General features: G+C 68.3%; 11 protein-coding genes. 8 read left to right on the forward strand and 3 right to left on the reverse strand.

Annotation, left to right across the window (positions count from 1 at the left end; genetic code table 11):
* Positions 1-156: 156 nt before the first annotated feature.
* The 6 genes from A5750_RS20255 to A5750_RS20280 all read left to right on the forward strand — a co-directional run bounded on the left by A5750_RS20255 (position 157) and on the right by A5750_RS20280 (position 6952).
* The gene (locus tag A5750_RS20255) at positions 157-1482 is read left to right on the forward strand and encodes a CdaR family transcriptional regulator (protein WP_067265236.1); all 1326 of its coding nucleotides are present in this window, start codon (positions 157-159) and stop codon (positions 1480-1482) included.
* Between the two features lie 140 nt (positions 1483-1622).
* Complete coding sequence (locus A5750_RS20260) at positions 1623-2531, forward strand: ACP S-malonyltransferase (RefSeq protein ID WP_067265240.1); 909 nt, start codon at positions 1623-1625, stop codon at positions 2529-2531.
* Between the two features lie 81 nt (positions 2532-2612).
* Positions 2613-2957, forward strand: coding sequence for a meromycolate extension acyl carrier protein AcpM (acpM, locus tag A5750_RS20265; protein WP_066949723.1), 345 nt, complete (start codon positions 2613-2615; stop codon positions 2955-2957).
* Positions 2954-4204 carry a 3-oxoacyl-ACP synthase KasA gene (gene kasA / locus A5750_RS20270; RefSeq protein ID WP_066949715.1) on the forward strand — a complete coding sequence of 417 codons (1251 nt, stop codon included), beginning with the start codon at positions 2954-2956 and terminating at the stop codon, positions 4202-4204. Before acpM ends, kasA begins: the two co-directional genes overlap by 4 nt.
* A gap of 25 nt (positions 4205-4229) precedes the next feature.
* Positions 4230-5483, forward strand: a complete 1254-nt coding sequence (kasB, locus tag A5750_RS20275; protein WP_066949712.1) for a 3-oxoacyl-ACP synthase KasB — start codon at positions 4230-4232, stop codon at positions 5481-5483.
* A 47-nt stretch (positions 5484-5530) separates the two neighbouring features.
* Positions 5531-6952, forward strand: a complete 1422-nt coding sequence (locus A5750_RS20280; protein ID WP_066949709.1) for an acyl-CoA carboxylase subunit beta — start codon at positions 5531-5533, stop codon at positions 6950-6952.
* Between the two features lie 98 nt (positions 6953-7050).
* Here the strand turns inward: A5750_RS20280 and A5750_RS20285 are convergent, their stop codons facing one another.
* From A5750_RS20285 to A5750_RS20295, 3 genes are all read right to left on the reverse strand, one after another.
* The gene (locus A5750_RS20285) at positions 7051-8616 is read right to left on the reverse strand and encodes an FAD-dependent monooxygenase (RefSeq protein WP_067265243.1); all 1566 of its coding nucleotides are present in this window, start codon (positions 8614-8616) and stop codon (positions 7051-7053) included.
* Positions 8617-8679: 63 nt separating this feature from the next.
* On the reverse strand, positions 8680-10224 hold the full coding sequence (locus A5750_RS20290) for a glycerol-3-phosphate dehydrogenase/oxidase (RefSeq protein ID WP_067265246.1): 1545 nt from the start codon (positions 10222-10224) through the stop codon (positions 8680-8682).
* Positions 10221-10796 (reverse strand): TetR/AcrR family transcriptional regulator, encoded by a 576-nt coding sequence (locus A5750_RS20295; protein WP_066949698.1) that lies wholly within the window; start codon positions 10794-10796, stop codon positions 10221-10223. The genes A5750_RS20290 and A5750_RS20295 overlap by 4 nt, the downstream gene beginning before the upstream one ends.
* 47 nt (positions 10797-10843) lie before the next feature.
* Here A5750_RS20295 and A5750_RS20300 point away from each other — a divergent pair, with 47 nt between their 5' ends.
* Together A5750_RS20300 and A5750_RS20305 are read left to right on the forward strand one after the other, a co-directional pair.
* Positions 10844-12424 carry an FAD-binding oxidoreductase gene (locus A5750_RS20300; RefSeq protein WP_369829494.1) on the forward strand — a complete coding sequence of 527 codons (1581 nt, stop codon included), beginning with the start codon at positions 10844-10846 and terminating at the stop codon, positions 12422-12424.
* Positions 12421-13338, forward strand: coding sequence for a diacylglycerol kinase (locus tag A5750_RS20305; RefSeq protein ID WP_067265253.1), 918 nt, complete (start codon positions 12421-12423; stop codon positions 13336-13338). The genes A5750_RS20300 and A5750_RS20305 overlap by 4 nt, the downstream gene beginning before the upstream one ends.
* Positions 13339-13403: the final 65 nt, after the last annotated feature.

A 13403-nucleotide genomic window follows, 5' to 3' on the forward strand; every position in this document is an offset into this window, starting at 1 on the left:
GGGGGGGGGCGGCGCCCCCCCCCCCCCCCCCGCGGCGGCCCCCCCCGGGCGGGGGGCGCCCCGGGCCCCCCGGGGGGCGTGACGCTCGGGCGAAGATCGCCGTTCACCCGCCACCGCCTTGGCGGATACTTCCAAAATATGGCGTAGGTTTTAGGGGTGAATGACAACCCGTTCGCCGGCCCGTTCGCCAAGCAGCCACGGTCGCCGCTCGAACTGCTGGACACCGTGCCGGATTCCGTCATGCGCCGGTTGAAGCAGCACTCCGGCCGGCTGGCCACCGAGGCGGTTTCGGTCATGCAGGACCGGTTGCCGTTCTTCGCCGACCTGGAAGCCTCCCAGCGGGCCAGCGTCGCACTGGTGGTGCAGACCGCCATCAACAACTTCGTCGAGTGGATGCAGGACCCCCACAGCAACGTCAGCTACACCGCACAGGCCTTCGAGCTGGTGCCCCAGGACCTGGCCCGCCGCATCGCGTTGCGGCACAGCGTGGACATGGTGCGCGTCACCATGGAGTTCTTCGAAGAGGTGCTGCCGCTGGTGGCCCGCTCCGAGGAGCAGTTGACCGCACTGACCGTGGGCGTCCTGAAGTACAGCCGCGACCTGGCCTTCACGTCCGCCTCGGCCTACGCGAACGCGGCCGAGGCGCGCGGCAGCTGGGACAGCCGGATGGAGGCCAGCGTCGTCGACGCGGTGGTGCGCGGTGACACCGGCCCCGAGCTGTTGTCCCGGGCCGCGGCGCTCAACTGGGACACCACCGCCCCCGCCACGGTCGTGGTCGGGGTCCCCGCGCCGGGCCCCGGCGGGTCGACCGGACCGGGCGACGACCAGCGGGCCAGTCAGCACGTCCGCGACATCGCCGGCCGGCACGGCCGCGCCGCCCTCACCGATGTGCACGGCACCTGGCTGGTCGCCGTCGTGTCGGGCCAACTGTCGCCCACCGACAAATTCCTCGGCGACCTACTGGACGCGTTCTCCGACGGCCCGGTGGTCATCGGTCCGACGGCGCCAATGCTGACCGCGGCCTACCACAGCGCCAGCGAGGCGATCTCCGGGATGAACGCCGTCGGTGGCTGGCGGGGGGCGCCGCGGCCCGTGCCGGCGCGCGAACTCCTGCCCGAACGTGCCCTGATGGGGGACGCCTCGGCGATCGTGGCGTTGCACACCGACGTCATGGGACCGTTGGCCGCGGCGGGCCCCACGCTCATCGAGACTCTCGACGCTTATTTAGATTGTGGCGGCGCCATTGAGGCATGTGCCAGAAAGTTGTTCGTTCATCCAAACACGGTCCGCTACCGGCTCAAGCGGATCACCGACTTCACCGGACGAGACCCCACGCAGCCCCGCGACGCATATGTGCTGCGAGTGGCGGCGACGGTCGGCCAGCTCAACTACCCCACAGCTCCCGCTAGCCTTGGCACCAACGCGATGCCTCCGGTTCCGCTGCCGGTCAGGGCGGCTATCGGGAGTCAATCCGAGGCGTAGTGACCCAGGCCACAGGTCGCGGCACGATATCGAACACGTAGCTTACGGAGCTATTTTGTGGGGACTACACAAAAACCTAAGACGAGGTTCATAATCTGTTACACCCGCCAAAACCGTTTCCACAGTGTTCTCTTAAACACGTGATTGCATTGCTTGCGCCCGGACAGGGTTCACAGACCGAGGGGATGCTCTCGCCGTGGCTCGACCTGCCGGGTGCCGCGGACCAGCTCGACCTGTGGTCGAAGGCCAGCGGCCTCGACCTGGTCCGGCTGGGTACCACCGCGTCGACCGAGGAGATCACCGACACCTCGGTCACTCAGCCCCTGGTCGTCGCGGCCACGCTGCTGGCCCACCAGGAGCTCACCAAGCGCGGCCTGCTTGCCGACGCGGACCTCATCGTGGCGGGTCACTCCGTCGGCGAGATCGCGGCCTACGCGATCGCCGGTGTGATGGCCGCCGATGACGCCGTCGCGCTGGCCGCCACCCGTGGCGCCGAAATGGCCAAGGCCTGCGCCATCGAGCCGACCGGCATGTCCGCGGTGCTCGGCGGTGACGAGGCCGAGGTGCTGACCCGTCTCGAGCAGCTCGACCTGTTCCCCGCCAACCGCAACGCCGCCGGCCAGATCGTCGCCGCCGGCCCGCTCACGGCGCTGGAGAAGCTGGCCGAGGACCCGCCGGCCAAGGCCCGGATCCGCGCCCTCGGGGTGGCCGGGGCGTTCCACACCAAGTACATGGCTCCGGCCCTCGACCGCTACGCCGCCGCGGCGGCCGCCGTCGCGACCGCCGAGCCCACCGCCACGCTGCTGTCCAACCGCGACGGGCAGCCCGTCGCCTCGGCGGCGGCGGCGATGGACGCGCTGGTCGCTCAACTCACCCAGCCGGTGCGCTGGGACCTGTGCACGGCAACCATGCGTGACCGGGAAATCACGGCGGCCGTGGAGTTCCCCCCTGCGGGCACTCTCACCGGCATCGCCAAACGCGAACTTCGGGGGGTTACGACCCGCGCCGTCAAAGCACCCGCAGACCTGGACGCACTGGCCGAACTCTAGAAGCCGCTTCCAGTACAACCACATACCGCTCTAAAGAACATTCTGTTCGATCAACTCAACACATTACGAAGGGAAGACGCTGTGGCCGTCACTCAAGAAGAAATCATTGCCGGTATCGCGGAGATCATCGAAGAGGTCACCGGTATCGAGCCGTCCGAGGTCACCCCGGAGAAGTCGTTCGTGGACGACCTGGACATCGACTCGCTGTCGATGGTCGAGATCGCGGTGCAGACCGAGGACAAGTACGGCGTGAAGATCCCGGACGAGGACCTCGCCGGTCTGCGTACCGTCGGTGACGTCGTCGCGTACATCCAGAAGCTCGAGGAAGAAGACCCAGAGGCCGCCGCAGCGCTGCGCGCCAAGCTGGAGTCCGAGAACCCCGACGCCGTTGCCAACGTCAAGGCGAGGCTGGAAGCGGACAAGTGAGCAAGCCTTCCACTGCCAATGGCGGTTACCCCAACGTTGTGGTAACCGCCGTCACGGCGACGACATCGATCGCGCCGGACATCGAGAGCACGTGGAAGGGTTTGTTAGCCGGCGAAAGCGGCATCCACGTTCTCGAGGACGAGTTCGTCACCAAGTGGGACCTGCCCGTCAAGATCGGTGGTCACCTCAAGGAGCCCATCGACGAGCACATGAGCAGGCTCGACTTGCGGCGGATGTCCTACGTCCAACGGTTGGCCAAGTTGCTGGGCACTCAGCTGTGGGAGTCCGCCGGCAGCCCGGAGGTCGACCCCGACCGGTTCTCGGTGGTGGTCGGCACCGGGCTCGGCGGCGCCGAGCGGATCGTGGAGACCTACGACCTGATGAACGAGGGCGGTCCCCGCAAGGTGTCGCCGCTCGCCGTTCAGATGATTATGCCCAACGGCGCCGCGGCGGTGGTGGGCCTGCAGCTCGGTGCCCGCGCCGGAGTGATCACCCCGGTGTCGGCCTGTTCGTCGGGCTCGGAGGCGATCGCCCACGCCTGGCGGCAGATCGTCATGGGTGACGCCGACTTCGCCGTCTGCGGCGGTGTCGAGGGACCCATCGAGGCGCTGCCCATCGCGGCGTTCTCCATGATGCGGGCCATGTCCACCCGCAACGATGAGCCCGAACGTGCCTCGCGGCCGTTCGACAAGGACCGCGACGGCTTCGTCTTCGGCGAGGCCGGGGCCATGATGATCATCGAGACCGAGGAGCACGCCAAGGCCCGCGGTGCCAAGCCGCTGGCCCGGTTGATGGGTGCCGGCATCACGTCGGACGCGTTCCACATGGTCGCTCCCGCGGCGGACGGCGTGCGCGCCGGACGGGCAATGCAACGGTCGCTCGAATTGGCGGGCTTGTCCCCCAAGGACATCGACCACGTCAACGCTCACGGGACGGCGACGCCGATCGGCGACACGGCCGAGGCCAACGCCATCCGGGTCGCCGGCTGCGAGCGAGCAGCGGTGTACGCGCCGAAGTCGGCGCTGGGCCACTCTATCGGCGCGGTCGGCGCGCTGGAATCTGTTCTCACGGTATTGAGCCTTCGGGACGGCGTGATACCGCCAACACTGAATTACGAAACCCCAGATCCCGAGATCGACCTTGATGTTGTTGCGGGCGAACCTCGCTACGGCGATTTCCGTTACGCGATCAACAACTCGTTCGGGTTCGGTGGCCACAATGTGGCGCTCGCCTTCGGGCGGTACTGAGCACAGAAGGAAGATCGCAAGACTCATGACAGAGCTGGTTACCGGGAAAGCGCTCCCGAACGTGGTCGTCACAGGCATCGCCATGACGACCGCAGTCGCATCGGATGCGGAGAACACCTGGAAGTTGTTGCTAGACGGCCAAAGTGGAATCCGCACCCTCGAGGACCCGTTCATCGAAGAGTTCGACCTGCCGGTCCGTATCGGCGGGCACCTCGTCGAGGAGTTCGACAGCCACCTGACGCGCATTGAGTTGCGTCGTCTGTCCTATCTGCAAAAGATGTCCACCGTGCTGGGCCGGCGGGTATGGGAGAACGCCGGTTCACCAGAGGTGGACACCAACCGGTTGATGGTGTGCATCGGCACCGGGATGGGCTCGACCGAGGAGCTCATCTGGGGTTATGACTCGCTGCGCGAGCGCGGCACCAAGGCGTTCAACCCGCTGGGCGTGCAGAAATACATGCCCAACGGCGCGGCCGCGACGGTTGGGCTGGAGCGGCATGCCAAGGCCGGGGTATGCGCCCCGGTGTCGGCATGTGCGTCGGGCGCCGAAGGTATCGCCCAGGCGTGGCGGCACATCGTGTTCGGCGAGGCCGACATCGCGATCTGCGGTGGTGTGGAAACCAAGATCGAGGCGGTGCCCATCGCGGCGTTCGCCGCAATGCGCATCGTGTTGTCCACAACCAACGACGACCCGGCGGGCGCCTGCCGCCCGTTCGACCGCGACCGCAACGGGTTCGTGTTCGGTGAGGGTGGCGCGCTGATGGTGATCGAGACCGAGGAGCACGCCAAGGCCCGTGGCGCCAACATCCTGGCCCGGGTAATGGGGGCCAGCATCACCTCGGACGGCTTTCACATGGTGGCGCCGGACCCCGATGGGGCACGCGCCGGCCATGCGATCTCGCGGGCGATCCAGCTCGCGGGGCTCACTCCGGGCGATATCGACCACGTCAACGCCCATGCCACCGGTACCCAGGTCGGCGACGTGGCCGAGGCCAAGGCCATCAACAACGCCCTGGGCAGCCACAAGCCGGCGGTGTATGCGCCCAAGTCCGCGCTCGGCCACTCGGTGGGCGCCGTGGGTGCGGTCGAGTCGATCCTGACGGTGATGGCCCTGCGGGACCAGGTCGTTCCGCCGACGCTGAACCTCGAAAACCTCGACCCCGAGGTGGATCTGGACGTGGTGGCGGGCAAGCCGCGTCCGGGCAACTACCGGTACGCCATCAACAACTCGTTCGGATTCGGCGGGCACAACGTCGCGGTCGCCTTCGGGCGGTACTGATCACCGCTTCGTCACCAGACAGCACACCCGGAAAACAGGAGACTGCGATGACAATCATGGCCCCCGCGTCGGTCGGCGAGTCGCTCGACCCCAGGGACCCGTTGCTGCGTCTGAGCAACTTCTTCGACGAGGGCAGCGTCGAGCTGCTGCACGAGCGTGACCGCTCGGGTGTGCTTTCGGCGTCGGGCACCGTGAACGGTGTGCGGACCATCGCCTTCTGCACCGACGGGACCGTGATGGGCGGCGCCATGGGCGTCGAGGGCTGTGCCCACATCGTCAACGCCTATGACACCGCCATCGAGGAGCAGAGCCCGATCGTGGGCATCTGGCACTCCGGCGGGGCGCGCCTGGCCGAGGGCGTCAAGGCGTTGCACGCGGTCGGGACGGTGTTCGAGGCGATGATTCGCGCGTCCGGATATGTCCCGCAGATCTCGGTGGTCGTCGGTTTCGCCGCCGGCGGCGCGGCCTACGGTCCCGCGCTGACCGACGTCATCGTGATGGCGCCGGAAAGCCGGGTGTTCGTCACCGGGCCCGACGTGGTGCGGAGCGTCACCGGGGAGGACGTGGACATGGCGTCCCTCGGCGGCCCGGAGACCCACCACAAGAAGTCCGGCGTGTGCCACATCGTCGCCGACGACGAGCTCGACGCCTACGAGCGTGGCCGCCGCCTGGTCGGATTGTTCTGCCAGCAGGGCCATTTCGACCGCAGCAGGGCCGAGGCCGGTGACACCGATATCCACGCGCTGCTCCCCGAGTCGGCCCGGCGGGCCTACGACGTGCGTCCGATCGTGACCGCGATCCTGGACGACGAGACGCCGTTCGACGAGTTCCAGGCCAACTGGGCACCGTCGATGGTGATCGGGCTGGGCCGGTTGTCCGGCCGCACGGTGGGCGTCCTGGCGAACAACCCGTTGCGACTGGGTGGCTGCCTGAACTCCGAAAGCGCCGAGAAGGCAGCACGATTCGTGCGTCTGTGCGACGCGTTCGGCATCCCGCTGATCGTGGTCGTCGACGTTCCCGGCTACCTGCCCGGCGTCGACCAGGAGTGGGGCGGCGTGGTGCGCCGCGGCGCGAAGCTGCTGCACGCGTTCGGCGAGTGCACGGTTCCGCGCGTCACGCTGGTCACCCGAAAGACCTACGGCGGGGCCTACATTGCGATGAACTCCCGATCGCTCAACGCGACGAAGGTGTACGCCTGGCCGGACGCCGAGGTGGCCGTGATGGGTGCCAAGGCCGCCGTCGGCATCCTGCACAAGAAGAAGCTGGCCGCCGCGGCCGATGACGAGCGCGAAGCGCTGCACGACCAGTTGGCCGCCGAGCACGAGAAGATCGCCGGCGGTGTGGACAGCGCCATCGAGATCGGTGTGGTCGACGAGAAGATCGACCCGTCGCACACCCGCAGCAAGCTCACCGAGGCGCTGGCCCAGGCGCCGGCGCGCCGCGGTCGGCACAAGAACATCCCGCTGTAGGTCGAGAGCGGCCGCATCGGCCCCTTCAGCACGGCTCTCCGACCATTGGGTGGGCTACGAATTTGATATCACCTGTGCTATCAAATTCGGCAAGGTGGTTATGCCCTTCCGCGGCCCAGGATCGTGGTAAGCGCCCGGCGCAGTTCGCCTTCGGGGTTGTCAGGCAGCGCATCGGCACGCCAGCCGACGAAATCGTCCGGACGGATCAACAGCGCGCCTTCGGGAGTGAGTCCGGTGACTGCCGACCACTCGTCGCTATGGATGCGGTGCGCGGCCACCGGCACCGAAGCCGCAGCGGCACACCAGCGTTCGTCGCCGGTCAGCACGGTGAACCCGGGCCCAACCAGGTCGAGCGTCGACACGCCGTCGCGCACCCACACGTGGGGAACCCGGGTGCCGGGCTGAGCGCGCAACTCCCCCACGAGCTGCACACCGCCCGAAACCGTCGCAGGCCCGTCGACGTTCACCACCGCGGCCGAGCGGTATTGAAATCCGATGAGCAGTTCGAACATCGAGCACTCCTCGTCGGCCGGCAATTGTGGACCGTCCTCGCTCATGGGCAGCACGGCGAGCGTCGGGCCGGTCAGCGACTGCCGGGCGGCGAACTGCCCAACCGGGTGACGCTCGGCCTGGTAGGTATCCAGCAGTGCCGGTTCGGCGGTCCCGTCTAAAACGGCGGCCAGCTTCCAGGCCAGGTTGTGCGCACTCTGGATCGCGGTGTTGGCTCCCCCGGCCTTGAACGGCGGCATGGTGTGCGCCGAATCGCCGACGAGAAATGTTCGGCCACAACGAAATTGGTCGGCCACCTGCTCGTAGGGTTGCCAGGCCGCGACCTCGATGACATCGATGTCTATCGGCTCGCCGATCGCCCTGATGAGCACATCCCGGCAGCGTTGCGGCGTGAACTGCTCCGCCGACTCACCTTTGCCCGGGAAGTACGTGGTGATGAACATCCCCAAGTCGCCGTCGACCAGCAGAAAGATGCCGTCCACGTCAGCGTTCTTGACTTGCACGGCATCCCCGTCGGCCAACTGCGAGACGAACTTCTTCCAGGGCGCCCGGAAGTAGATGAACACGACGAAGATCGGTAACGCGCCATAACCGGACGTGCTGATGCCCAACCAGTTTCGGACCGGGCTGTGCACACCATCGGCGCCGACGAGGTAGTCGGCGCGGACAGTCTCGGACTTCCCGGTATCCCGGTCGCGGACCACCGCGGTGACGCCGGCCCCGTCTTGCTCGAGCGACACCACTTCCGTCCCGTACCGCACCTCGCTTCCCCGCCGGCGCGTCTCGCCGAGCAGAATCGGCTCCAGCCTGCTCTGCGGGCAATACTGCGCGGCGGGCTCCGGGCTGAGCGCGTCGAGTCCCGCGAAGATCGCGTTGATGTCGATGGCCACGCGTTCCTCGGCGCTGTTGAGCGTGGGCCTGACCATCAGGGTCGAAACATGGTCGGCGACCGCATGTACCTCGTCGCCGAGCCCGAGGCCGCGCAGGATTTCCAGGCTCCGGAAGCTCAGGTTGCGGGCCTTGGGATAGATGAAAGTCTCGCGCCGCTTCTCCACCAGCAGCGAATGGGCCCCGTGTTTGGCCAGCAACGCGGAGGTGGCCAAGCCGGCGGCGCCGGCACCGACGATGAGCACGGGAACGCGAATGGTCGTCATCAGAGAAATGATAGTCGCTGTCATTCGGGATTTACAGTCATAATATGAATCCCGACGCGCGCCCTAGCCGAACCGCGCCACGAACTCCTCCGCCACCGCCACCACGCGCTCGCGATCGGACTCGACCAATCCGATCCGCGTCCGCCGATCCACGATGTCCGAGACATCCAGCGCGCCCTCATGGGTGATCGCGTACTCGAATTCCGCCCGGGTGACGTCGATGCCCTCGGCGACCGGCTCAGTCGGGCGTTTGCAGCCGGCGGCGGCGACGACCTTGGCCGCCTCGGCGCCGTATCGCTGCAGCAGCGACGCCGGCAATCCGGCAACGGGGCTCGAGCCGGCCGACCCCGGGTTCGCGGGCGCGCCGATCAGCGGGAGGTTGTGGGTACGGCACTTCGTGGCGCGCAGGTGCCGCAGGCTGATCGCCCGATCCAGCACATCCTGTGCCATGTAACGGTATTCGGTCAGCTTGCCGCCGATCACGCTGATGATCCCGGATCCCGACTCCACGACGGCGTGCTCGCGCGAGACGTCGGCGGTGCGGCCCTCCCCGGTGTCGATCAACGGTCGCAGGCCCGCGTACGCACCGGTGACGTCGGCGGGGCCGAGCCCAACCCCCAACGCGGTGTTGACCGTCTCCAATAGGAACGCGACCTCGTCGGCCGACGGCGTCGGCACGTCCGGAATCGGCCCGGGCGCGGCTTCGTCGGTCAGCCCCAGGTAGACCCGGCCGAGCTGCTCGGGCATGGCGAACACGAACCGGTTGAGCTCACCGGGTATCGGAATCGTCAGCGCCGCAGTGGGATTGCCGAAGGCTTCGGCGTCGAACACCAGATGCGTGCCACGGCTGGGTCGCAGCCGCAACACGCCGTCGATCTCGGCCGCCCACACCCCGGCCGCGTTGATGACCGCCCCGGCCGAGACATCGAACGACTGCCCAGTGCGCTGGTCGGTCAGCCGCACCGAAGTGCCGGTGGCCTTCGACGCCGCCACGTAGGTCAGGATCCGCGCGCCGTGCTGCGCCGCGGTGCGCGCGACCGCGGTGACCAGCCGGGCGTCGTCGATCAGCTGCCCGTCGTAGGCCAGCAGGCCCCCGTCCAGGCCGTCACGCCGGACAGTGGGCGCCATCTGCACGACGCGCTCGGGCCCGACTCGGCGCGACCGCGGCAGCGTCGACGACGACGTGCCCGCAAGCATCCGCAGCGCGTCCCCCGCCAGGAATCCGGCGCGCACCACCGCGCGTTTGCCCCGGCCCATGGACGGCAGCAGCGGAACCAGTTGCGGCATCGCATGAACGAGATGAGGGGCGTTGCGGCTCATCAGGATTCCGCGTTCGATGGCGCTGCGCCGGGCGATCCCCACGTTGCCGGTCGCCAGGTAGCGCAGGCCGCCGTGCACCAACTTGGAACTCCAGCGGCTGGTGCCGAAGGCCAGATCATGCTTTTCCACCAGCGCCACCCGCAACCCGCGCGACGCGGCGTCCAAAGCGATGCCGGCGCCGGTGATGCCGCCGCCGATCACGACGACGTCCAGCGGTTCGCCGTCGGCCAGCGCGCTCAGGTCGGCCGCGCGGCGGGCGGCGTTGAGCGCGGTGGGGTCGGGGATCACGACAGGTATCCGTTCAGCGAGTAGGCGAGTTCGCCGGCCAGCGTTTCGGCGTCCAGGAGCGGTTCGACGATCTGCGCGGACTGAATGGTCGACTGGGCGATCAGCAGCACCATGGTCGCCATCTGGACCGGGTCGCCGGCGCGCACGCTGCCATTGCGCTGGGCGACTCGCAGCCGGGCGGCGAGGGCGTCGATCAGCATGTGCTGGCTGGTCCCGAGGCGCTCGGTGATGTAGATCGGCGCGAGCTCGGAGTGCAAGACGGACATCACGAGGCGGTCGCGGCGCAGCAGGTCGGCCACCGTGACGATCTGTCGGACAAGCGATTCCCGGTCGTCACCGAGCAGCGGCGCGTCCCGCATCACCTCGGTGACGTGCCGGGTCAACAGCGCGGCCACGATCGACTGAGTGTCCGGCCAGCGGCGGTAGACCGTGGGCCTGCTGACGCCCGCGCGTCGAGCGATCTCGGCCAGGGTCACCCGGTCCACCCCGAAATCGACCACGCAGCTGGCTGCCGCCGCGAGGATGCGCTCTCCGGTGTCCACCGGCATGCGAGCGTTACTGATTGACAGCATGTGTAATACTGTAACGCATGACGCAACCCGAGGGCCTCCTCCCCCCGATGAAGTGGAACGCCTGGGGTGACCCCGCCGCGGCCAAGCCGCTCTCCGAGGGGATCCGGGCGCTGTTGAAACAGGCTGTGGGCGTGCAGGATTCCGGCGTCGCCGAGCTCGAACCCGATCAGGTGCGCGTGCGCCCGTCGGCGTTGTCGCAGGCGCATCGCGACGCACTGGCCGAGCTCGTCGGCGCCGCCTACTGCCGCACCGACGACCGGGATCGGCTGCTGCACGCCGGCGGCAAGTCCACGATCGACCTGCTGCGCCGCAAGGACGCGGGCGTGCAGGACGTGCCCGACGCCATCCTGCTGCCCGGCGACGAGGACGCCGTCGCCACGGTCCTGCGCTACTGCTCCCACCACCGCATCGCCGTCATCCCGTTCGGCGGCGGCACCAGCGTGGTCGGCGGTTTGGATCCCGTACGCGGCGAGTTCCAAGCCGTCGTGTCCCTCGACCTGCGCCGCCTCGACCAACTGATCTCGCTCGACGACGTCTCGGGTCAGGCCGTGTTCGGGGCCGGCGTCACCGGACCGGATGCGGAACGCTTGCTTGGCGCTCAAGGCTTTTCACTCGGGCATTTCCCGCAGAGCTTCGAATACGCGACGATCGGCGGCTTCGCCGCGACGCGCTCGTCCGGGCAGGACTCGGCGGGCTACGGCCGGTTCAACGACATGGTGCGCGGCCTGCGCGTGGTCACCCCGGTGGGCACCCTGGACCTGGGCCGCGCGCCCGAGTCCGCCGCCGGCCCCGACCTGCGTCAGCTGATGATCGGCTCGGAGGGTGCCTTCGGCGTCATCACCCGGGTGCGGCTGCGGGTGCACCGCCTCCCGGAAGCCGTCCGCTACGAGGCGTGGTCCTTCCCGGACTTCGAGACCGGGGCCGCGGCCCTGCGCGCCGTCACGCAAACGGCCACCGGCTCAACCGTCATCCGGCTTTCCGACGAGGCCGAGACGGGAGTCAATCTGGCCACCACCGAGTCGATCGGCGAAAGCCAGATCACCGGCGGCTGTCTGGCGATCACGGTGTTCGAGGGCAGCAAGGAACACGTCGAGAGTCGGCACGCCGAAACCAGCGCCCTGCTGGCGGCGCAAGGCGGAACGTCGCTGGGCGAAGCGCCCGCGCGGGCCTGGGAGCACGGGCGGTTCGGCGCACCGTATCTGCGCGACTCGCTGCTGTCGGCCGGCGCACTCTGCGAGACGCTCGAGACCGCCACCGACTGGTCCAACATCCCCGCGCTCAAAGCCGCTGTGACGCAAGCGCTTACCGACGCGCTGGCCGAGACCGGCACACCGGCGCTGGTGATGTGCCACATTTCGCACGTCTACCCCACCGGAGCGTCGTTGTACTTCACCGTCGTCGCCGGCCAGCGCGGCAATCCGATCGAACAATGGAAGGCCGCGAAAAGGGCCGCGTGCGACGCGATCATGGCCACCGGCGGCACGATCACCCACCACCACGCGGTCGGCGCCGACCACCGCCCCTGGATGGCCGACGAGGTGGGCGAGCTGGGGGTGCAGGTCTTACGCGCGGTCAAGGCGACCCTGGACCCCGCTGGAATCCTCAACCCCGGCAAGCTGATTCCATGAATCGGCGCGAGATCGCGAAAGTGATCGCGCTGACCAACCCCGTCTCCGGGCACGGCGCCGCGATCCGGGCGGCGGAGCGCGCGATCGCGCGGCTGCACCACCACGGTGTCGAGGTGGTCGAGATCATCGGCGACGACGCGCAGGACGCGCGCTACCTGGTGAGCGCGGCACTGGAGAAGGGCGTCGACGCGGTGATGGTGACCGGCGGTGACGGCGTCGTCTCCAACGCGCTGCAAGTGCTCGCGGGCACCGACGTTCCAATCGGCATCGTGGCGGCGGGGACGGGTAACGACCACGCCCGCGAATTCGGTCTGCCCACAAAGGATCCGGAAGCCGCCGCGGACATCATCGTCGACGGCTGCACGGAAACCATCGACCTGGGCCGGATCCGCGCCGAGAACGGGGCCGACAAGTGGTTCGGCACGGTGGCGGCCACCGGATTCGACTCCCTGGTGACCGACCGGGCCAACCGGATGACCTGGCCGGACGGGCGGTTGCGGTACTACGTCGCCATGCTCGCCGAGCTATCGCAGTTGCGGCTGTTGCCCTTTCGCATGGTCCTCGACGGGACGCGAGAGATCGATGCCGACATCACGCTGGCGGCCTTCGGCAATACCCGCAGCTATGGCGGCGGCATGCTGATCTGCCCCCACGCCGATCACACCGACGGTCTGCTCGATATCACCATGGTGCACTCGGCGTCCCGGACGAAGCTGGTCCGCCTCTTCCCCACCGTGATGAAAGGCACCCACGTCGACCTCGACGAGGTGAGCACCACGCGGGCCAAATCCGTTCAAGTCGAGTGCCCGGGCATCAACGTCTACGCCGACGGCGACTTCGCCTGCCCGCTGCCCGCCGAGATCAGCGCGGTTCCGGGCGCGCTGCGGATCCTGCGCCGAGCTGAGGACCAATAGCGGCTCGCCGAATTGATATCGCCTGCGCTATCAAGTTCGAGGGTCGCCGATTGCCCTCCAGACGT

The organism is Mycobacterium sp. 852002-51613_SCH5001154 (assembly GCF_001667425.1).
In the GTDB taxonomy this organism is placed as follows: domain Bacteria; phylum Actinomycetota; class Actinomycetes; order Mycobacteriales; family Mycobacteriaceae; genus Mycobacterium.